This window comes from Dyella soli (genome assembly GCF_054482295.1).
In genome coordinates, this window is record NZ_JBTFFU010000002.1 from 128,622 (window position 1) to 149,330 (window position 20,709).

The 20,709-nt window shown below is 61.9% G+C and carries 20 protein-coding genes; 13 read left to right on the forward strand and 7 right to left on the reverse strand.

The genetic code is table 11. The annotated features are described in order from the left end of the window. Window position 1: 1 nt before the first annotated feature. Window positions 2–1,492 carry an HD domain-containing phosphohydrolase gene (locus ACXU4B_RS10990; RefSeq protein ID WP_131412586.1) on the forward strand — a complete coding sequence of 497 codons (1,491 nt, stop codon included), beginning with the start codon at window positions 2–4 and terminating at the stop codon, window positions 1,490–1,492. A gap of 313 nt (window positions 1,493–1,805) precedes the next feature. Here the strand turns inward: ACXU4B_RS10990 and ACXU4B_RS10995 are convergent, their stop codons facing one another. Both ACXU4B_RS10995 and ACXU4B_RS11000 read right to left on the reverse strand, forming a co-directional pair. Beyond that, window positions 1,806–2,132 carry an antibiotic biosynthesis monooxygenase family protein gene (locus ACXU4B_RS10995; RefSeq protein WP_131412584.1) on the reverse strand — a complete coding sequence of 109 codons (327 nt, stop codon included), beginning with the start codon at window positions 2,130–2,132 and terminating at the stop codon, window positions 1,806–1,808. An 84-nt stretch (window positions 2,133–2,216) separates the two neighbouring features. Further along, complete coding sequence (locus tag ACXU4B_RS11000) at window positions 2,217–4,679, reverse strand: TonB-dependent receptor (protein ID WP_131412582.1); 2,463 nt, start codon at window positions 4,677–4,679, stop codon at window positions 2,217–2,219. A 267-nt stretch (window positions 4,680–4,946) separates the two neighbouring features. Between ACXU4B_RS11000 and ACXU4B_RS11005 the strand changes: the two genes are divergently transcribed. The 6 genes from ACXU4B_RS11005 (at window position 4,947) to ACXU4B_RS11030 (ending at window position 10,196) form a co-directional block, all read left to right on the forward strand. After that, window positions 4,947–5,744 carry a TOBE domain-containing protein gene (locus ACXU4B_RS11005; RefSeq protein WP_131412580.1) on the forward strand — a complete coding sequence of 266 codons (798 nt, stop codon included), beginning with the start codon at window positions 4,947–4,949 and terminating at the stop codon, window positions 5,742–5,744. A gap of 37 nt (window positions 5,745–5,781) precedes the next feature. Then, window positions 5,782–6,699, forward strand: a complete 918-nt coding sequence (locus ACXU4B_RS11010) for an alpha/beta fold hydrolase (protein WP_131412578.1) — start codon at window positions 5,782–5,784, stop codon at window positions 6,697–6,699. Window positions 6,700–7,806: 1,107 nt separating this feature from the next. Then, window positions 7,807–8,052 carry a hypothetical protein gene (locus ACXU4B_RS11015; protein ID WP_131412576.1) on the forward strand — a complete coding sequence of 82 codons (246 nt, stop codon included), beginning with the start codon at window positions 7,807–7,809 and terminating at the stop codon, window positions 8,050–8,052. Between the two features lie 672 nt (window positions 8,053–8,724). Next, window positions 8,725–9,090 (forward strand): hypothetical protein, encoded by a 366-nt coding sequence (locus ACXU4B_RS11020; RefSeq protein WP_131412574.1) that lies wholly within the window; start codon window positions 8,725–8,727, stop codon window positions 9,088–9,090. A 203-nt stretch (window positions 9,091–9,293) separates the two neighbouring features. Beyond that, window positions 9,294–9,641: a hypothetical protein gene (locus tag ACXU4B_RS11025; protein WP_131412572.1), complete on the forward strand. Its 348-nt coding sequence runs from the start codon at window positions 9,294–9,296 to the stop codon at window positions 9,639–9,641. Between the two features lie 231 nt (window positions 9,642–9,872). Continuing rightward, the gene (locus ACXU4B_RS11030) at window positions 9,873–10,196 is read left to right on the forward strand and encodes a hypothetical protein (RefSeq protein ID WP_131412570.1); all 324 of its coding nucleotides are present in this window, start codon (window positions 9,873–9,875) and stop codon (window positions 10,194–10,196) included. A gap of 89 nt (window positions 10,197–10,285) precedes the next feature. Here the strand turns inward: ACXU4B_RS11030 and ACXU4B_RS11035 are convergent, their stop codons facing one another. Next, a complete protein-coding gene (locus ACXU4B_RS11035; RefSeq protein ID WP_131412568.1) occupies window positions 10,286–10,687 on the reverse strand; it encodes a hypothetical protein in 402 nt (133 codons plus the stop codon). 577 nt (window positions 10,688–11,264) lie between these two features. Here ACXU4B_RS11035 and ACXU4B_RS11040 point away from each other — a divergent pair. Then, window positions 11,265–11,573, forward strand: coding sequence for a hypothetical protein (locus ACXU4B_RS11040; protein ID WP_131412566.1), 309 nt, complete (start codon window positions 11,265–11,267; stop codon window positions 11,571–11,573). A gap of 58 nt (window positions 11,574–11,631) precedes the next feature. Continuing rightward, window positions 11,632–12,153: a hypothetical protein gene (locus ACXU4B_RS11045; protein ID WP_165583235.1), complete on the forward strand. Its 522-nt coding sequence runs from the start codon at window positions 11,632–11,634 to the stop codon at window positions 12,151–12,153. A 214-nt stretch (window positions 12,154–12,367) separates the two neighbouring features. On the opposite strand, the gene ACXU4B_RS11050 is transcribed toward ACXU4B_RS11045, so the two are convergent. Beyond that, window positions 12,368–13,228 (reverse strand): SDR family NAD(P)-dependent oxidoreductase, encoded by an 861-nt coding sequence (locus ACXU4B_RS11050; RefSeq protein ID WP_131412562.1) that lies wholly within the window; start codon window positions 13,226–13,228, stop codon window positions 12,368–12,370. A 57-nt stretch (window positions 13,229–13,285) separates the two neighbouring features. Next, window positions 13,286–13,849, reverse strand: coding sequence for a TetR/AcrR family transcriptional regulator (locus ACXU4B_RS11055; RefSeq protein WP_131412560.1), 564 nt, complete (start codon window positions 13,847–13,849; stop codon window positions 13,286–13,288). 622 nt (window positions 13,850–14,471) lie between these two features. On the opposite strand from ACXU4B_RS11055, the gene ACXU4B_RS11060 reads away from it, so the two are divergent. The 3 genes from ACXU4B_RS11060 (at window position 14,472) to ACXU4B_RS11070 (ending at window position 17,604) form a co-directional block, all read left to right on the forward strand. After that, entirely contained in the window at window positions 14,472–14,804 is a 333-nt protein-coding gene (locus ACXU4B_RS11060) for a hypothetical protein (protein ID WP_131412558.1), read from the forward strand. Window positions 14,805–15,038: 234 nt separating this feature from the next. After that, window positions 15,039–15,464: a cell envelope integrity TolA family protein gene (locus tag ACXU4B_RS11065; protein WP_165583234.1), complete on the forward strand. Its 426-nt coding sequence runs from the start codon at window positions 15,039–15,041 to the stop codon at window positions 15,462–15,464. A 181-nt stretch (window positions 15,465–15,645) separates the two neighbouring features. Beyond that, window positions 15,646–17,604: a M61 family metallopeptidase gene (locus tag ACXU4B_RS11070; protein WP_131412554.1), complete on the forward strand. Its 1,959-nt coding sequence runs from the start codon at window positions 15,646–15,648 to the stop codon at window positions 17,602–17,604. A gap of 81 nt (window positions 17,605–17,685) precedes the next feature. Here the strand turns inward: ACXU4B_RS11070 and ACXU4B_RS11075 are convergent, their stop codons facing one another. Continuing rightward, window positions 17,686–18,369: a hypothetical protein gene (locus ACXU4B_RS11075; protein ID WP_205746598.1), complete on the reverse strand. Its 684-nt coding sequence runs from the start codon at window positions 18,367–18,369 to the stop codon at window positions 17,686–17,688. A 404-nt stretch (window positions 18,370–18,773) separates the two neighbouring features. Here ACXU4B_RS11075 and ACXU4B_RS11080 point away from each other — a divergent pair, with 404 nt between their 5' ends. Continuing rightward, window positions 18,774–19,940: an alpha/beta fold hydrolase gene (locus ACXU4B_RS11080; RefSeq protein WP_240734162.1), complete on the forward strand. Its 1,167-nt coding sequence runs from the start codon at window positions 18,774–18,776 to the stop codon at window positions 19,938–19,940. Between the two features lie 99 nt (window positions 19,941–20,039). Here the strand turns inward: ACXU4B_RS11080 and ACXU4B_RS11085 are convergent, their stop codons facing one another. Beyond that, window positions 20,040–20,627 carry an outer membrane beta-barrel protein gene (locus ACXU4B_RS11085; RefSeq protein WP_165583233.1) on the reverse strand — a complete coding sequence of 196 codons (588 nt, stop codon included), beginning with the start codon at window positions 20,625–20,627 and terminating at the stop codon, window positions 20,040–20,042. Window positions 20,628–20,709: the final 82 nt, after the last annotated feature.

A 20,709-nucleotide genomic window follows, 5' to 3' on the forward strand; every position in this document is an offset into this window, starting at 1 on the left:
CATGAACGGCTCCCGCTCCTCCGTTGACCTTTCCCAGGTGGGCCTGCTCGACGTGATCCGGTCGATCGCGTTCGTGGGCGATCTCGCCATGGGGCAACCCATCGATCACTCCCCGCGCGTTGCCTGGATGGCGGGACAACTGGCCAGGGCATCGGGTGCGGATGACACCACCTGCACCGAGGCCACCGCCGTCGCGCTGCTGCGCTGGTCTGGCTGCACCGCCAATGCGCCGGAGTTCGCGCAGCTCTTCGGTGACGACGTGAGCGGCAGGAATGCCCTGCTTGCCATCCAGTCCTCCGGCAGCAGCTTTCAGTCCCACTCGGCCACCAGCGGCATCGGCTCGGCCTTCCTCTCGCTGTCGCGCATCCATTGCGAAGTATCCGGAGATATCGCCAAGGAGCTGGGCCTGGACGAGGCGACCCAGTTCGCGTTGCGTCACTTGTTTGAAAGCCACAATGGCAGCGGAGCGCCGGATGGCTTGCGGGGCGAACAGGTGCCGGCGTCGGTCTACATGGCATCGCTCGCCGGCGACCTCGATATCTTCCATCGCCTGTATGGCCTGGAGCAGGCGTGCCAACTGATTGGCCAGCGCGCCGACGTGCTGTACCCGCTCGGTCTGGCATCGCGGCTCATCGAAAACGCCTCGCACTGGCTGGCCGAGCTTGAAGTCGACCCGACACTGACCGGACAGTGCTCCATCGACATGGTGTTTGCCGGTCGCACGACCTCATTGGAAATCCTGGCCCACGTCATCGACCTGAAGCTGCCCTGGATGACCGGGCACTCGCGGCGGGTGGCGCAACTGGCCAGGAGCGCGGCGATCGCGCTTGGCCTGGACGCGGCTTCCCAGCAGAAGGTGTACCGCGCCGCCCTTATCCATGGCATGGGCCGCGCCTCGGTGCCGAACATGATCTGGGATACCCCGGGCAAACTCATGGAGTCGGCGTGGGAGCGCGTGCGCCTCGTTCCCTATTGGACGGCACGTGCCGCGCGTCAGATCGGCTCGCTCGCGGGCGAAGCGGAAGTCGCGTCATATGCCTATGAGCGGCCGGATGGATCCGGTTACTACCGCGAGGCCAGGGCCGGCAGCATACCCATCGAAGGACGCATCCTGGCGGCCGCCTCGGCGCTGGCAGCCCTGTGCGTCGCGCGTCCCTGGCGGGATGCACTGGATGAAAGTGCCGCAGGTTCGTTGATGATGGCCGAGGCCGCCGCCGGCCGCTATGACACCGACGTGGTCCGTGCACTCCTGAAAGTGCCGCGGGCGGGCAGGAGCAAGCCGGTCATGGTGCCGTTGAACGGTCTCCTCACGGCGCGCGAACGTGATGTGTTGCGCTGGATCAGCCTTGGTGCGAGCAACAAGGAAGTGGCGCAGAAGCTGTCCATCAGCCCAAGCACCGTGCGCACGCATGTCGAAAGCGTGTTCCGCAAACTGGATTGCTCCACGCGTGCGGCAGCCACCTTGAAAGCAACGCAACTGGGCTTGCTGTAAATGGCCCATGCCGGCGTCTGGCCGTTGATGGAAGCGCGGCCAGCACAGCCCATTGGCCATGACGGCAGGTCTGTCTTCGAACCGAAGCGAATATCTGTGGTGCGGATGCCTGGCCGGCGGAAAGCGATGAAGTGAGGTTCACTGAGGGAGCGGGGAGCCTTGGGATATGGCAAGGCGTGATATCGCCCATCCATCCGGATGGCCTGTGGTTCCATCGGCCACGTCGCACTCGCCGCAATACCTGATGTTGCCGTGGTCCGTCGGGCACGAGCCCGCGTACTAGCGAGAAGGCATTGCGCTTGCGTCTGTCCAGCTAGCCCGAGTTCGCGCCAGTCCCGGGCATTTCATCGAATCTCCCCAGGGGTGCTTCGGACGAGGCCAGACCTTCGAGCCGTCGGTCCAGCGCCTGGTATTCCTTCGCGAAATGGCTTTTGAAGTCCTCGAACGCCATGGCTGATTGCCACCGGTCGATGGTGAAGTAACGGCCCGAACGTTCGTGGCTACGCAGCAGCCTGACCTCGAGAAAGCCCGGTGCGCGTGCGAACAGCTGGGCCCAGAGGCCATGCGGTCCATAGGCTGCTTCAAAGTCTGTCCGGTGTGCCTCGGGCACCAGGAACTCCCAGACGATGGCGTAGCTCATGTCGTGCCTCTCGGTTTCGCGTTCAGGCCCGAAGCGGACTTTGCCCTGATTCGGATCCAGAGGCCAAGCTTTCCTCCATCCAGCTCAGAAACTGGCACGCAGCGTGACGCCCACCATCCTCGGATCACTGGGCTGGCCCAGGATCAGGCCGGAGTTGCCGGTCTGGATGGTGAGTGCGGTGATGTAGTCCCGGTCGAACAGGTTGCGCGCGAAGACATCGACCTCCCAACGCTCGTTGAAACGGTAACCGACGCTTGCGTTGGTCACGGCATAGCCTGCGATCGTCGTATAGATGGAATGGGTCGTATCGCTGTTGTAGCCGCTACGCCCACTCACGTCGGCATGGAAGAGGAAGGCGCCGCTACCGGCGGGCACTTCGTAGTCGAAGCCCAGTGAACCGGCCCACCGGGACAGGCCGGCGAGAGACAGCCCGGTGAGCACGTAAGCGCCGGGCACGTTCGGGTTGCCGCGCGGATTGGACGTCTTGTTGGCCAGCGAGGCCGGCGGCCTGAGCGGCTGGCAGCCTCCGGCGGCGTTCGGGTTCTGCCATTCGAGCGGGCAGGGGCCAAGCGGATAGTCGGCGTACTTGCCATCGGCATAGGCGAGCGATGCATGCACGACGAAGCCCTTGGACACCTGCGCTGCGAAGTCCGCCTCCAGGCCCTTGACGGTGACTTCGGGGATGTTGGCCGGATACGTGCGCAGCGCCGCTGTCTCGATGCTGGAAGTGATATTGGCCTGGTAGTTATTCACCACCGTCCGGTAAGCGGCGAGGTTCAGCGTCGCGCGGCCTCCCCACCACGCGGACTTCAGGCCCGCTTCCCAGGTCTTGTTGGTTTCGTCCTTGATCACGGCCGTGCCCAGCGCCGGATTGTTCGCCGCATCCAGCGGCAGGCCGGACATGTTGAGGCCGCCGGATTTGTAGCCGCGCGCGTAGCTCAGATAAGCCATCAGGGCGTCGGTGAACTGATAGGCCAGGTTGGTGCGCCCCGACACGTTGCCGCCGCTGTCCGCTGCCGAATAGCTCTGCGGGCGAAACAGCGAGAGCTTGGCGTTGTCCTGCAGCGTGCCCGGCGTGGTCGGCAAGCCGCCCGACACCGTGGTCGCATAGTCGCCGTTCTTGTCTTCATAGGTGTAACGCAGGCCCAGCGTGCCGGTCAGGCGATCGGTGATGCGGTAATTGGCTTCGCCAAAGGCCGCATAGCTCTTCACCTCGAAGTGCGAATGGCCGTACTGCCCATAGCCGTCCGCGAGGTTGTCCGGCATGCCCGGGAAACTCGTCGTGCTGACCAACCAGTACGTGGCAGCCGGACCGTAGACGCTGATCGGGCTGCCGTTGATCTCCTGCGTGAAGAAGTAGAGCCCGGCGACGTAACTGAAAGGTCCTTCGGTGTTCGAAGCTGCACGGAACTCCTGGCTGTACTGGTCCTGGCGCGAGGGTATGCGCTGGACCGTCTGGATCGGCACGCCGATGTAGTCGCGGTCGTTGGCGACATCCCAGGTCCAGTAGCGCCAGGCGGTGATCGAGGTCAGGGTGACGGCGCCCAGGTTCCAGTCCGCATTGAGTGACACGCCGCCATCCTGCGTATCGATGTGCAAGGGCGCATCGATGTCGGTGAGCCGGTCGTAGACGTTGCGGCTCGGCGGCACATAGGCCGGAAAGCCATGGGCAGGCAGGTTCGCGGAGAGCCCAGCGAACTGACGCGCCGCACTCTTCAGGCTCTTGCCGACACGCAGGTAGCCCTGCGTGCAGCAATCCGAATCCAGATTGGACACATCGGCGATCAGACGCACATCGAGATCGTCGCTCGGCTTGAACAGCAGCTGGCCGCGCAAGGCGTAGTTGTCGAGTGCGTTCTCATCCTTGCCGGTGGTCACGTTGTGCAGCACGCCGTCACGCTCGGTGAACTGCGCGGCGAAGCGGCCGGCAATCGTGTCGCTCAGGGGGCCGGAAACGTTCGCCTTGGCCTGCAGGTATCCGTTCTCTCCCACCGAAAGCTCACCATTCCCCTCCGGCGTGAACGTAGGAGCACGGCTGGTGATGTTGATCGCGCCCGCCGTGGTGTTCTTGCCGAACAGCGTGCCCTGCGGGCCGCGCAGCACTTCTATGCGTTCGATGTCGGTGAAGTCGAACGCCGCCGTCGCCGGGCGACCGTGATAGACCCCATCCACATAGAAACCCACGCCCGGCTCGATGCCATCGTTTGCCGCGCTTACCGACAAGGTGTTCGAACCCAGTCCGCGGATCGTATAAGCCGTGTTGCGCGGGTTGGCGGAGTTGTAATAGAGCGATGGCACCAGCAGGCTGAGCTGCTGCGTATTGACCGTGTAGGAGCGGTCGAGCCAGTCACCGCTCACCACCGATACGGCGACGGGAACCTTTTGCAGTTCCTCTTCGCGCTGGCGGGCGGTGACGGTGACCTTGTCGAGCGTGGTGACGTCGCTCTTGTCGGCGGCCGCCACTGGCGCGTCGGACGCCTGCACGGCGACAGGGCCAGTGGTGAAGCACGCAAGCATGACCGCAAACAACTGAAATGATCGACGCATGGGTTCCCCTCAGGTCCTTTGGTCGTCACGGCGATGTCTTGCGCGCGGATCGAGCAAGGGGTGACCTTGCCTCACCGCTATGTATCTAACTATATAGCGAAAGGCTGGCCTGCATCGTCCAATTGGGCCTGCCGGGGGCGATGCGAGCGGGCCGGGCCGGATGGGCTCCCGACCCCTGGCGCGCCAGATGTACGCTAGCCGCGTCGGGGCCCGGCGCCGGCGGCGTCAGGGGTGCATCTGCCAGGCGTGAACAAGGAGCCAAGCCGCATGCTAGCCATCAAGGGAACGCTCGGCCTGGAGGCCGACGGGCGCAACTTCGGCGGGGCCGAGCGCATTGCCTTGCTGATGAAGATCGGCGAATCGGGCTCCATCGCCGCCGCCGCTCGCGAAGTGGGCATGAGCTACAAGGGCGCCTGGGAGGCCGTCGACGCCATGAACAACCTGGCGGAAGAGCCGCTCGTGATCCGGGCGGTGGGTGGACGCGCCGGCGGCGGCGCCGTGTTGACCGCACGTGCGCGGCGACTCATCGACGTCTTCCAGCGCATGGAGGCGATCCACCAGCAGTTCCTCAGGCACCTTGGCACGATCGCAGACAACCCTCTTTCCGATATCGACCTGGTGAGGCGCTTCATGATGAAGACAAGTGCACGGAATCAGTTGGCGGGCACCGTTGCCGCCGTGGAGCCCGGCGCAGTCAACGACGTCATCCAGCTCGACATACAGGGTGGACAGCGCCTGGTTGCCACCGTCACGCAGGAGAGCACCCGCAGCCTCGGCCTTGCGCCGGGCAAGACGGCCTTCGTGTTGATCAAGGCATCCTCCGTGATCATCGGCCTGCCCGATGCATCGTCCCGGCTGTCCGCGCGCAATCAGTTGCAGGGGCAGGTGTCCTACGTCAAGCGCGGCGCCGTGAACGCCGAGGTCGGTGTCCAGCTGGATGGCGGCAATGCCATCGTCTCCGTCATTACCACGGCAAGCCTCGATGCCCTTGGCTTGCGCGAAGGCGTACCCGTCGTGGCGATCATCAAGGCATCGAGCATCATTGTCGGCACGTTCGACAACTAAGGCTTCGAGCAGAAGCCCGGACCGGGAGTCGCCAGTCATGCACGAAGCCTGCGCCGCTTCCTGTCATCGCGTGTCGCTGGGCGATTGGGCCAGGGCCGGGCGCACGATGGACTATCGGGGGCATGCCATCTTCGTGCGGGATGGCGGTGCCCCGGGGGCCGAGCCACTCCTGTTGATTCATGGCTTCCCCACCGCCTCGTGGGATTGGGAGGCGCTGTGGCCGGCGCTGGCCAGTCGCTTTCGGGTCTACACGCTGGACATGATCGGCTTCGGCCTCTCCGCCAAGCCCGTCGACTATGCGTACTCCGTAATGGATCAGGCCACGCTGCTCGAGTCGTTCCTGTCCAGCGAAGGCGTGGAGACCTACCACGTGCTGGCCCACGACTATGGCGACACCGTGGCGCAGGAACTGTTGGCGCGCCAGCAGGAGCCGGGCCCCCGGCCCCGGCTGCTCAGTGCGGCCTTCTTGAACGGGGGGTTGTTCCCCGAGACCCATCGGCCGGTGCCCGTCCAGAAACTGCTGCTTTCCCCGCTGGGCTCGCTGGTCGCGCGGCTGACCACGCGTGCCACGGTGGCCAAGAGCATGCGCAGGATCTTCGGGCCCGCGACCCAACCGGACCAGGCACTCCTGGATACCTTCTGGTGCCTGATGACACGCAACCACGGCCTCGCCGTTGCGCCCAGGCTGATTCGCTACATCACCGAGCGCCGCGAGCACCGCGAGCGCTGGGTCGGCGCCCTGCAGCATGCCCGCATGCCGCTCAAGCTCATCAACGGCACCGCGGATCCGGTGTCCGGCCGCCATATGGCGACTCGCTATGCGGAGTTGATTCCCCAGCCCGACATCACCCTATTGGAAAACATCGGGCACTACCCTCAAATCGAAGCACCCGACGCTGTGTTGGCTGCGTATATGGACTTCCGTCATCGCATGGCCGGCCATGCAGTCACCTGAGGTGGTGCGGGTTAGTGCGCGTGGTCATCAGGCGAACTCTCCGGGCCGTGGCTTTCCATAACTGCGCTGATGGGGCAGGCTAATCATTAGATTGCCGATGTGGAAAGGTCCGCTTTCGACCCATAGCGGACACTTTCAATGGAATGCCACGCAGGCGATAGGAGCGTTTATGCGGCGTGAAATCTTGATCGGGTTGTTCGCAGTCTTGGTCACGGGTTGCGGAAGGCATCCGGCGGACTCGGTGGCTATTGCGCGTGACCCCTATCCCGACGGTAAAGCATTCCTTAGTGGTATCAAGCACTACCCCTATGTGGCGTCAGCGGATCGCGTGGCACGCATTACTAACGGAGCTAAGGAACTTCATCGATGCATGACCAAGGATGAAGTTAGCGCTGTGCTTGGATCGCCTGACTATAGCGAAATCGAATATGGGCCAAAGGGACCAAACGAGCATTGGCTGGGGTCGTTTTGGATGTACTACGTTTCAATGCGAAGCGATATGAGCAACACGAAAGACCCTAGTATGGCGGTCTTTTTTGACACCACCGACAGAGCGCATTGGATAGTCCCCACTGGCATAGAGGGTGCCAATGAGATCGGCTCGGCAGGGAGCGTTTGCACCGAGATTAGGCTTACATCACCGCCCGCACGCGAAGAATAGTGTCTTCTTCCGACCCGAAGCGGACACAATTGGCAGCAAAGGGGATAGATAAGATGTCCGGGAGGCGTCGCTTCATCGTCTTGTTAGTCGTTGTCGTATCGACGGCGATCGTTCTCTCGTTGATATTCGCCGTTCCGTACATCTTTACCGTGACTGGGTTTGCCGGCTGGGCCTTTCTCGGCCACGTTGTGACCGCAGATGACGATGCTCCTGGCGGGTGGAGTAACCCAGATGGAGCACTTCCATTCCCCTGGGGAGAGCTAGCGTTGAAGACGGCCGTCTTCTTTGGGCTCTGTTGGGTCATAGCAGAATTCCCTTGGCTCAGGACCTTCGGCGGTGCAAGCTAAAAATGTCCGCTTCCGACCCAAAGCGGCCATAAAAATGCAAAGCCGGATTCAAAGTGCGTGAGCTAGGGCTTGGGTCGTCCAATGCAAGGGAATTGAGCGATGCGCGCGGATATATGCGACTCCGATGATGAAGCGGCAGTGAGCCGGTTCAAGAGCACGTTGAAAAAAATGGGGGCTAAGTCTCTCGGCAAGACGTGGGCCATCGGAGTTGATGTACTGGACTTGCAGATCGGCGATGAGACCCTAAGAGTCTTTTCAGATGCGTGGTCAGTTGATATCGAAGGGACCGATCAATTGGTTCGACAAGTACTTCGCGTATTCAATGAGGTTGGTTCGAAGAGTTGACGGCAATGTCCGTTTCCGACCCAGAGCGGACATGACCGAGGGGCGTAACAAGGGAGGGGGAATGTTCCGCAGGTCACTTGGATTTGTTTGGCTCGTTGCGCTTGGCCTTCACGCTTCGGCAGCCTTTGCGCAGTCCGCTTCCTCCAACGAGGTGACGCAGCCATGTGACAAGGCCTGCCAACAAGAAAGGCTGGACGCCCAGTTCAAGGCCATGGATGACGTGGAAGTTTCACGACACCCAAAGCCAAGCAATTCGGCAGACTGCGCTGCTTACGGTGGGCACGACCAACCTGACGTCCTATTAGACGTCTGCGCCAAACTCAAATACGTCCGTTCGCTGCCTATCGGGACAGATACCCACTTCGCATGTCCTGGTGACACCAGTCAGCTTGTGGGCCTGTCGGCTGAGCGAGTCCGTTCAATCTTGGGTGTGCCCGACTACGAAGAACGAGAGACATGGCACGATGAGTCAAGCCAAATTCTTAGATGGACATATTTCATCGGCAGCCCGAAGCCAAGAACCAAAGGTGGCGGATTCCCAGAGCTTTCACTTCATTTCAAGGGCATGTCAAAGGTCGACGGCGTGACTTGCGCTCTTTCAAAATAATGTCCGCTTACGACCCGAAGCGGACATTTCAATCTTGGTGAAGTTCGAGACCGTCGGGGGCGGCCATGTCAAAGATACTGTTAATTTCCTTCCTCGTGATAGGAATCGTCGGGCCTTGTGTCGCGGTGGTCGCCTTAGGTCGATGGTTTCAACGTCGGTTATCCAAGAAGTCTCCCGATTCCTTGTACGTGCGGAAGATGACGCCGACAGGAATCATCTTGAATATGGTTTTCGTGTTGTTTCTGGCTTCTGGTACAGCCATCGGAAAACTGGCTCCCCAGAGCAAGATCGGTGCATTTCTATCTACGCCAACGCATATGCTTCTAGCGCTATTCGCGCTGTGGCTGCTGTTTACGGTGACGGCTGCCGTCGCTTCCAAATTCGGTCATCCGATGGCGAAAAAAAAAGATCGGAATATGCCCAAACCCTAACGTCCGCTTCCGACCCAAAGCGGACACTTTCGTAGCGAGCCAAATCCACTCGCGGCAAACATCATCACGACGACAATGACGATTACCGATCAGGCGCAAAGATCACTTATCCAAGGGCCGTGGCCCATACGCTTCGGTCCGTCAGTTGAAACGCCGGTTACCTACTACGAAAAGTTGGTCGTTACGCCATGAGAGGAGCGCACATGTCGCCAAGTGTGAAAGGTGGATCAATTGCCATTTTTCTGATCGCGGTCGCGTTGGTTGTGGCAGTTCAATGTGCTTACACATTTGGTCAGCTCTATCACGTTGCGATCATGGTGTATAAGTCAGGAGGTTGGCAGCGTCGTCTGGTCAGCTTCGGCCAGTCCGGCGTTTATCTATATATTTCATTGGCGATTGTTATCGTTCTCGCAATGCTTTCCTTCATAAAGTCCGCAGGAGGCGTTAGTCGGGCAAAGGTAGCTACCGCCGTCCTAATAATCTCTCTGATTAATTCCGCTGTCTTCGCGGCGCTGGTCCTGCTCCCGGTCTCTGAAGTGGTCGTCAGGTAGTTGCGAAGCTCTTCCGAATCGTCCGCCCAGCCGGCAAGCTAGGAAGGTCCGCTTTCGACCCAAAGCGGACATTGCAAGATGGGATGAATGGGCGCGTCGCGGGAGACGGGAAGCCCCGCTGCTGGACCCAGGAGCCGATCCGGCAGGGCGCCCAGTGTCCTTGCCAGGCAGGCTGTCTACACACACGAATAGCTTTTGTAATCTCACTGCAGTGACAACAGGAGGGGATCCATGCTGCCGTTCCAGATCATCTATATATGGGGTCCGCAAATCATCGGATTTGGGTGCTTCCTTCTCATGTTCATGTTCATGCTCAGGGCATGGCGGAGAACGGGAAACATGGGATTTCTGATGCTGGCCATCATTGCCGCAATCAGCGAAATCCATTTCTTCACGCTGAAGTTTGGAGTCTGGTTGTTCCCGGCTCTCAGCACCACCATTCGCGCCGCGAACCATGCCTGGATTTCCTCGTTGCTCGGGCTTGCTGGCGTCGCAGCGTGGTGGTTGCTCAATAAACATCTAAGCGCGGAAAGAAACAATCAGGGCCTCGGCTAATAGGTCACAGTTGATCTCCGGTGTCCGCTTTCGACCCAAAGCGGACCTCGACCACGAAGGAGATATCTTCCTCAGGTTAGCGGTGAGCGTTAGGCCTTGCGCCTCACATGGCGGTACTTGCGCTCGATGAACAGGATGAGGCCGCCGAAGATGACGATGGTCGACATGATGAAATGGCCGTACCACATCAACCAAACAGGCACCGCGACAAAGGCCGCGATGGCTGCCGCCCATTTGGCCGTGATGGCCAGGGCTTTGGCGGTCCAGCGACAGGCGCGAATGATGCCTTGCTGAAGCGTGTGGGCCCATGTGAAGCGTTGGGCGAGCCATGCCAGAACGTGTACAGGGATCATGGCGATGGCTTTGATGGCTGCGGCCAAGCCCGTGATGAGGGCGGCGCAAAGCGTGACGATGGCTTCGAAGATGCTGCCCAAAAGAGCGAGCACAAAACCCGCGATGACAAGGAAAGCCAGGACGTTAAGAAAAAACATGAACATAGGTCGTGGTCAATTGGATGTTTAGCCGTTTTGAGCGGCTAGGTGGCCTGCGTGGTCGACGTCACTCGCGGCGCACTTACCCTTCAACAGATCATCCAGGGTGGCTTGAATCGTCAAAGGGGTGGTATGGGTCGCCAGTGCGCTCGACGTAGGTGCGTCGTCGCCACGGGCTTGGATCGGCACGCGGTGGGCGCGCTGTTCAAGCGGCGTACGTCGCCAACTCACCGCATGGGTGGTCCTTGCGCGGGCCTGGGAAGCGCATCAAGTGTGCCTTGGCGCTATCGAAGCTGTCGTACGGGTACGGGCCGGGATCGGAGGGCCATGGTAAAAGGGCACCGCCCACTCGCCGCCTTTCCGGGCCAGTTGGCATATCGGCGTTCGGCAAGACGTGGAGCGGAAGTAGTACACCTCGTCCGACTCCAAGAGGTTTCGCTCATAGATAATCATGTGGACGACCCTACGCCGCTCGCATCTCAATTCTTGCGATGCAAATGGGGGCGGCACTGGCAGGCTGGAAAGGTCCGCTTCCGACCCTGGGCAGTCACTAGCGAGCAACTGAGGGGAATGACCCGTGACGTTTAATCAAGCCACATGGATTCTCGTGTCTTGGGTATTCGCCTACTACATGTTGGCGCGCTCTGTGCTGGCCAAGATCAACAGAGATGATCCCGACAACTTCGACCTTGGTACAAATGGAAAGCTTCCATTTGGAATAGCCACATCGTTTGCCATATGGGACATGGTTTGGGACACGGATCTGCCTGGCACAGAGTTCGGCAATTTCGTGAGGCGCGGGCTTTATGCCGTCCGCGTCCTTGCAGGCCTTTACATTCCTGCAGCAATAACCCTGTTGTGTTGTGTAGATTGGGATGCAACCTAGCAGGCTAGTCCGGTAGCGAGGACTTAAAGGTCCGCTTTCGACCCGAAGCGGACCCAAGTTGAGCAAGACCAGAATCGCGGTAGTGCAGCCTGACCCCTTTCTCGGGATCAGTCATTTCAAATTGCCGTTTGGGGGGTACATGCGATTTCGAATGATCGTGATGGCAGCAACTCTGCTGGCAGCAGGCGCAGCGCAGGCAGGGCCGTACACTGATGACCTTTCGAAGTGCCTGGTAGGAAAGAGCACGATGGACGATCACCTTGTCCTCGTACAGTGGATCTATGCGGCCTTGTCGCGGAATCCTGCCGTGGCGTCGATGGGCACGGTTTCCGACTCCCAGGTCGATCAGGCCAACCAGCGTATGGCGGAGCTGTTCATGCGGTTGTTGACGGTGACGTGCAAGGATCAAGCGAAGCTGGCGCTGAAGTACGAGGGCGACTTCGCTATGCAACAAAGTTTTGAGCAACTGGGTAATGTCGCGGGAAGAGACATGTTTGCTAGTCCGGATGTCCAGAAGGGCATGTCGGGACTAGCAAAATACATCGACCCCACGATGATGATGGAATTGAAGAGCCCTTGACTGGATGGGTGGGCCGAAGTTGTGTCGCGGACGCACATTTTTGGAACGGGGTGATCCCGTGAGACTTGAGTGTCCGCTTTCGACCCGAAGCGGACCTGGCGAAAGTAGTCGACTGATGCAGCCATGTGTTGTCTCACTCAGAAAACCGTGCTCAGTGCAGAGAGGGCCACGCCACGCGGAATAGTCGGGCGAGGCGTGGCCGCCACAGTCAGCGTTAGGCGGCGGGAGCGAGCGGAATGGGGCCTGCGTTGAAGTCGGCCGAATCACTGATACCCCGCCAACGTTCGGCCTCGCTGGATCGATGGCTCTCGACCATGGTGTAGTACTCGCGAGCACTGGCGCCGATGAGGAGATGCGCGGGCACCTGCTCAGCCTCAACAAGGCGAAGCATGATTTGCGCGATGCGGGCGGGATCGATGGGTTCGTTACCCCACAGACCCTCCATGGACTTGATGGCTGCTCCGACAGACGGCTCATAGTCCGACATGATCGCGGGCCGCTGCTGTGTCGCGCGCGTGCCCCAATTTGTTCGAATGGCCGCGGGCTCCAGTGCAACCACTTTGACGCCGAAGGGTGCCGTCTCCTGCGCCAGACTCTCGGTGAACCCACTGACCGCCCACTTCGCCGCGTGATACGACGCCGAGCCGGCGGTGGCAAGGCGCCCACCCACGGAGGAGATCTGGATGATCGTTCCGCTACGTTGTGTGCGCATGATCGGCAACGCAGCGCGCGTCAGATTGACGACACCATAGAAGACGGTGTCGACCAAGGTCTTGAAATCCGCCGAACTGGTTTCCTCAAAGGGGCGAACGTCGCCGTAGCCGGCGTTGTTCACCAGAACATCAAGGCGCCCAAAGCGTGCAACTCCCAAGGCGACGGCTGCCTGCGCCTGGCCTTCATTCGTAACGTCGAGTTGCGTGGTGAGGATGTTGTCCCCGTATTGCTCGCACAACGCAGCGAGCGGGCCCGTGCTTCGAGCGGTGGCGAGAACCTTATGGCCGCTCGCGCAGGCCGCCTCGACGATGTCACGACCCAAGCCGCTTGCGCTTCCTGTTACCAACCAAACTTTAGACATGCAATACTCCACTACAGACTGACTAGGCAGTCATTAAATGATGTTTAAAAAAAGCCATTAGCTAATGGCTTTCCAGAGGGTCTCGAAGCCTGCTTCGCGATAGTGCGCCGCTTGTTTGGGCTCGCGAATCATGAAGTCCATTGTGGTGGCGGCCATGGCCTCGACGATGGCGCCAACGAAAGCCAAACTCCTACTTTTCAATACGCCTTGTTGTCGAACTTGATCGATCACCTCTAGCGTCGGCGCAGCAGCTTTTAGGGCGTGCTCACGCGACGCCGCGGAGATCTCATCGGAAACAGTCAGCTGTGCCAGGACCCGTCGCTTCTCTGGAAACGCGGCACCCCAATCGGTCCATCGCGTCCAGATGTGATGGAGCTGTTTTTTGGGATCTTTCTTGGGCAGCTGAGCCAACACCTCGGCAACCAGTTCCAGCTTCAATTCCCGGTAGAGCTGGTTGACCAGCTCGTTCTTGGTTTCGAAGTAAGTAAACACGGATCCACTGGGGACACCCGCTGCCTTGGCGATACTTGCCGTCGCCGCTCCGAGCCCCTCGCTGGCAATGAGCGTGGCAGCTGCCGACAGGATGGCCTGGCGCCGATCTTCGCTTTTCGTACGTGCCATGTCTGCTGGGGCTCGGTCGTTAAATGAGTGACTGATCAGTTATACGTCCAGCAACGTTCCTCGTCAATAGGGCCGTCGTCGCAGCGCGACCTATGCTCGCGGGACCTTTTACCGGCACCATTAGCGAACTGTCCGCTTCCCACCCAAAGCGGACATAATCCGGACCGCCAAGGGCGCCAATCGGAGTGACAACTGGGATTCGTCATAAGGGGCGATGACATGGAACGTCGGAATGCATATGTGCCTGCGGCTAGTGCAGCCCTGATCGCCGGGCTTGCGGGTTTCTACCTTGGCATGTCCCAGTGCGGAGGCTCCGTTTCTACCCGTAATCTTGCCTTCGCCATTGCAGGGCTGGCGATGCTGGTGCTCGGGGCAGTGCAGCTGCATGCGACGCGCTCAAAGGCCAGGGCCGCTCAGGCTGTCGGGGGAGGGATTCTCGGGTACTTCGTAGGTGGCTCACTGGGATGGGTCTACTACGTCGCACCCGCAACGCTGGCGGAGGCGTTGAGTGAATTCCTTCACGGTCTTGCGGGTGGCTGCTAGCCATGAGTCATCGTGGCAAGGTCCGCTTTGAACCCAAAGCCGACGCTCGCGAACGCAAGACCATGAGAGGTGTCCAGGCATGAAGATCGTCGAATGTCGCTCATTGCTCTTCGTGCTCACCTGTACGCTCTCGGGTGGCGCGTTAGCAGTCGATGCGCCCATCAAGAAGCTTTCGATACCGCAGACAGAGGCTGCGTGCGTGGCGCGGGGCGGGCAGTGGATTTTCGCAGGACCGCAAAACGTCACGAAGTACTGCCTGCTGCACACAACGGACGGCGGCAAGGTGTGCAAGAGTTCAAACGAGTGTCAAAGCGAGTGCGTGGAGACGGAGCAGGGCAATCAATGCGCTGGCACGTTCACCGGGTGCTTCGCGCCCACAGGGCGCGGTACGGTCACTGAATGCGTGAACTAGCGTTGGGTCTGGGCATGACCGCCAGTCAAGGTGACGATGTGCAGTGTGGTGCCTGACAACAGCTGGTTCCGAAGTGTCCGCTTCCGACCCGAAGCGGAGGTACGTTATGGGGGGAATATGTTCCGCAGGTGGTATGGCTGGATCTGGCTTGTCGCCTTTTGCCCGCAGGTTTCGTCTGCGCCGGGGCAGGCATCTTCTTCCGCAGCGGCGACTCAGCCCTGCGACAAGGCCTGCATGCAGCAGAAGCTGGATGCGCTGTCCAAAGCGATCGACGAGGCCGATAGTGCGCGGCGTTCGTCCGGCGCCAACCCGTCGCAGGCCGGGCAGGGCGCATCGGCGGGCGGGCCGGTGGCGCCTGGCCGTGTCGTGACCAAGCAGGATGATGACGCCATCGCGCGCTACCTCAAGGCCATCCAGGCGGTGGTCACTTCGCACTGGGTGCGGCCGCCTGGCCTTGCCAAGGCGCCCTGCCTTGTCCACATCACCCAGCTTCGAGGCGGTGACGTCATCAACGCCGAGGTTGATGCGAGCTGCCCCTACGACGCTCTGGGGCGCAAGGCAGCGGAAGAGGCCGTCATGCAGTCCAGCCCGCTGCCGTACAACACGTTCGAGAGTGTGTTCCAGCGAAGGATCGACTTCACCTTCCATGCGGACCCTTAGCCCGCGATCGACCGGGTCTCGCGGCGACCGGTCGGGATCGTGATGTCCGCCGCCGGCCCCGCGCGGCGCACGGTCGGATCAGCGGACGGCGGGCGGGGCAGGCTGTCGACACCACCCTGGCGCTGACCGGCCCGGGTGGTGTTAAGTTGCCGGATCATCCACCCGCTTGCCGGAGCCTCTCATGTCCCGTGTTCGTCACTTCGTTCCTGCAGTTGCCGCGCGTCGCAAGTTTTCGTGCCTGGCCATGGCCGTAGGGATGGCGCTGGCGGCGGGTCATGCCGGTGCGCAGCAGGCACATGCGGACGCCGTGCCGCCGCCGCAGGACACGAAGTACCCGGGCACGGTGACCATCCACGTCGATGCCAGCGACACGGCGCAGGGCATCTTCCGTGTCCGTGAATCGATTCCGGTGAAGGCGGGTGCATTGACCCTGCTGTACCCGCAGTGGATTCCCGGCGACCACTCGCCGACCGGCCCCATCGCCATGCTCGCCGGGCTCAAGCTCAGCGCGAATGGCAAGCCGGTGATGTGGAAGCGCGACAAGTACAACGTGTATGCGTTCCATCTCGACGTACCGGCGGGCGTGGCCACGCTCGATGCCGAGTTCCAGTACCTGTCGGGCCGCACCGACAGCGAGGGCTTCGACATCACCGATCGCATGATGGACATGGAGTGGAGCAAGGTCGCGCTCTATCCGGCCGGCTACTATTCGCGCGGCATCAACTTCGCACCCAGCGTGAAGCTGCCCCACGGCTGGCAGTTCGGCACCGCGCTGGAAACGGCTTCGCAGTCCGGCGACAGCGTCACCTTCAAGCCGGTGACGTTCAACAACCTGGTCGATTCGCCGATCTACGCGGGCCAGTACTTCAAGCGTGTCGACCTCAATCCGGGCGGCGACGCGCCGGTGCACCTGGACATCGTCGCCGACGCGCCCAAGTACCTGGAGATGACGCCCGAGCAGCTCACCGTGCATCGGGCGCTGGTGACGCAGGCGGTGAAGCTGTTCGGCTCGCACCACTACGACCATTATGACTTCCTGTTCTCGCTCTCGGATCAGCTGGGCGGCAACGGCACCGAGCACCACCAGTCGAGCGAGGACGGCCTGGGCACCGACTACTTCACCGGCTGGAGCGACGCCGCGCCTGACCGCGACCTGCTGGCGCACGAGTACGCGCATTCGTGGAACGGCAAGTTCCGTCGTCCGGCCGACCTGTGGACGCCCAACTTCAACGTGCCGATGGGTGATTCGCTGCTGTGGGTGTACGAGGGGCAGACGCAGTACTGGGGTTACGTGCTGACCGCACGCTCGGGCATGTGGACGCGGCAGCAGTTCCTCGACGCGATGGCCATGGTGGCTGCCAACTACGAGCGCAATCGCGTGGGCTTCCACTGGCGCACGCTCGAAGACACCACCAATGACCCGACCGCCGCCCGCCGCTCGGGCCTGCCGTACCGCAGCTGGCAGATGAGCGAGGACTACTACAGCGGCGGCCAGATGATGTGGCTGGAAGTGGATGCCAAGCTGCGCGCGCTCACGCACGACCAGAAATCGCTGGACGATTTCGCGCGCGCTTTCTTCGGCGTCGACAACGGCAGCTACGTGACCAAAACCTATGAATTCGACGACGTGGTGGCGGCCCTCAATGGCGTGGCCAGCTTCGACTGGGCCAGCTTCCTGCGTGCGCGCGTCGACACGCTCAACCCGCCGCTGCAGAACGGCATCGCGGCGACCGGCTGGAAGCTGGTCTATACCGACCAGGAAAGCGCGTTCGAGAAGCAGTACAACAGCCGCTCGGAGCCTGCGCGTCATCTGTACAACTTCGCCTGGTCGATCGGCCTGACCATGAATGACAAGGGGCAGGTCAATGACGTGCGCTGGAACGGGCCGGCTTTCAAGGCCGGCGTCAGCACCGGCGCCACGCTCGCTGGCGTGAACGGCCAGGACTATTCGGTCGATGCGCTGAAAAGCGCGATCGCGGCGGCCAAGGACAGCAAGGCGCCGATCCAGTTGCTGCTCAAGTACCAGGGCGTGTATCGCACGGTCGCGGTGGACTACCACGGTGGCCTGCAATACCCGCACCTCGTGCGCGTCGAAGGCACGCCCGATTACCTCAGCGAAATCATCGCGCCGCGCAACTGACGGTCGCGACGACACGCACTGGCGGCGGTTGCTTGCGCATGGCGGCTTCATCGGCCATGCGCAAGCAACCGCTGCTCCACGTCATCCGCCCAGGGCGATGATCGCCACGGTCAGGCCTACGCCAAGAACGATCATGCCGAGGCCGCCCTGCCAGGCGCCGAAGCCGGCGTACCGGCCCAACGCAAAGCCACCGCCAAACAGCATGGCCAGGGTCAGCAGGCGCGAGATCAGCAGCGCCCTGGCCACGTCGTCCAGAAACACGAACGGAAGCGCGACGGGAAACGTCGTCAGCACCACGATCAGGAACACGCGCAGCGCCCGCAGCAGGTCGATCCCGTGCAGCCGCGGGCGGTCCGGCAGGGTCGCGAGGTTGGCCAGGTTGAGCCGGAGCGGTTCCAGGTCGGCGTCCGCGGTGAGGGTCTTGATCAGTGGTGGCAGCGCGTCGCGCACGATGCGGATGCCGACGGCGGCGTCGGGCGCGTTCTTCACCGCAAGCGCGAGCGCCAGCCGGCTGCCGCGGCCCGACAGCGTGTGCACCAGATACATCAGGGCGTCGACCAGACCCCAGGCGAGGTTGCAGCCGAGGGCGGCCCGCAGCATGGTCGATCCGGCATCGGCTTCGGGCGCGCCGGTCGATACGGCACCCACGAACGAGAGCGCCATGAACAGGCCGAAGCACATCTCGGAGACGCGCTCGACCAGGTCCAGGCCCGACGCGTCGGCCATCGACGCGAGGGGATCGGCGGGGCTCATCGAGTGGCTCATGGCAGCTGTCCTCCGCGTGGAGTGGGTTTCCGTGGCGTCGGTCTTGCAGTCAGGGCGAGCGGATCGCCCGGTTCGCGTCCGCTGCATTTTGCACAGGCGTCCGTGGGCGCCGCGCAACGAACCCACGAGCGCCGGGCGGTGGCCACAGCCCCCGCCTTGAGCGTGTGTCCGCTGCCACGTGGCAGGCCGGACGTCCGTGATGCTGTCCGCGGACGCTGCCGCGGCGCGCCGGCCCGTCGGCAAGTGGTTGAAAAGTCGTGCTTCCAACGCTGGCACCGGACTTGCACTAGTCAGCAGCAACGACGCCGTGTTCGTGTGAGAGCACCGGTGGCGGTCACTTCCCATGGCCGCCGGGCTCACCAGGCCCGGCATGGGTTAACCGAAATGCGAACAGGAGAGTTCCCTTGAGCAAGTTCCGCATGTCCTTTCTTTTCACGCTGGCGCTGACTGCAGCCATGGCAGCGACGGGTGCCTCGGCCGACACCGCTGCGGCGCCGGCGCAGGGCCAGACGGCGATGATGTCGCGCGACGAGGTCACCCGCATCCTCGAGAGCAATCGCAAGATCGTCTCGCCCAATGGCATCGACGAGATGACCAAGGTGCGCATCGGTGGCATCGACCAGTGGCTGTCGATCCGCGGCAAGGACAAGCGCAATCCGATCCTGCTGTTCCTGCATGGCGGGCCGGCCTCGCCGGCGATGCCGGAGGCCTATACGTTCCAGACGCCGTGGGAGGACTACTTCACCGTCGTGCAGTGGGACCAGCGCGGTGCCGGCAAGACCTATGCGGCCAATACGGAGCAGGCCATGGCGCCGGGCATGAACGTCGACGGCATGACCGACGACGCCGCGCAGGTGGTGCAGTACCTGCAGCAGCGCTACGGCAAGCAGAAGATCTTCCTGATGGGGCATTCGTGGGGCAGCGTGCTGGGCGTGCAGCTCGCGCAGCGTCATCCCGAGTGGTTCTACGCGTACATCTCGGTGGGCCAGGTGGTGAACGGGCGCCGCAATGAGGAAGTGGGTTACGCCTTTGCCCTGCGCGAGGCCACGGCGCAAGGCAATCAGGAGGCCTTGCGCGAGTTGAAGGCAATGGCACCGTATCCCGGCCCCAAGCTGACGCTGGACAACATCGGCACGCGCGGCAAGTGGGAGATGTACTACGGCGGCCTTGCCTACGGTCGCCGGGACTATCAGTTTGAAGACGATGCGGAATCGCTGTCGCCCGACTACAGCAAGGCCGACCTGGCTGCGATCGGCAAGGGCAGCCTGTTCTCCCTCAACCATCTGCTGCAGCCGTTGCTGGCCGTGAACTTCGACAAGGTCACGCGGTTCGATTGCCCGGTGATCGTGTATGTGGGGCAGCACGACTACACGACGGCGCACGAACTGAGCGAAAAGTGGTTTGACGATATCCAGGCACCGTCGAAGCGGCTGGTGTCGTTTGCCGACTCCGCGCACATGATGATGCAGGAGCAGCCGGGGCGGTTCCTGACCCATCTAGTGAACGACGCCCTGCCGCTCGCCCAGAAGGCCGGCGATGCCGCGCCTGCGGAAGTAAGCCGCGACCACTGAGGTCGATGACCTGCGCTTCTGGGGGTAGGTGCAAAACGTTCGGGCCACGCCAGCGTGGCCCGAACGTCGTGAGGCTCGCTTGCCTACGCCGGAACGGCGTCAGAGCGGGAAGCGGTATTCCAGCGTGCCCGAGAGCAGGTACGGGTTATTGGTGCCCGTGAGGATGCCGTCGGCCTTGGCTTCGTAGCGATCGAAATTGATGCTGACGCCGAGGTTGCGCGTGATGTTGTAGCCAAGGCCCATGCCGACGTACAGGTTGGTGTCGTTGGCACTCACGTCGCCGGACATGCCGGAGACGGTGAGCTTGGAGGTGGAGAAGAACGCGCCGGCGCGGGCACTGACATACCAGTCCCGGGCGAACTTGAACTTGCCGTTGGCGCCCAGCGTCCAGCCCGTGACCTTGAGTGCAAGGTTGTAGGAGTAGCCGTTGATGAAGTAACCATTGGCCTTGGGCTTGCCGAGGTCGACGTAGCCCGCTTCCAGGCCCCAGGTGTCGTTCCAGCGATAGCCCGCATTGACGCTGTAGCCGGTGCTGTTCTGGTCCGTGAGGCCCTGGATGTCGGCGTGCGTGGAACCCACGCTGCCATTGACGAAGAAGTCGCCATTGCCGCCGGTCTGTGCGTGGCTTGCGAAAGACGCAGCCGCCAGCGCCGCGCCCAACGGCACGGAAAGAAGCAATTTACGCATTGTGTCCCCTGTCCCTATGTTGATTTTGCGCTCATGCGCGCCGCGCAATCTAACGGAGCGTCTTGTCGGCAGGCAATGCTTG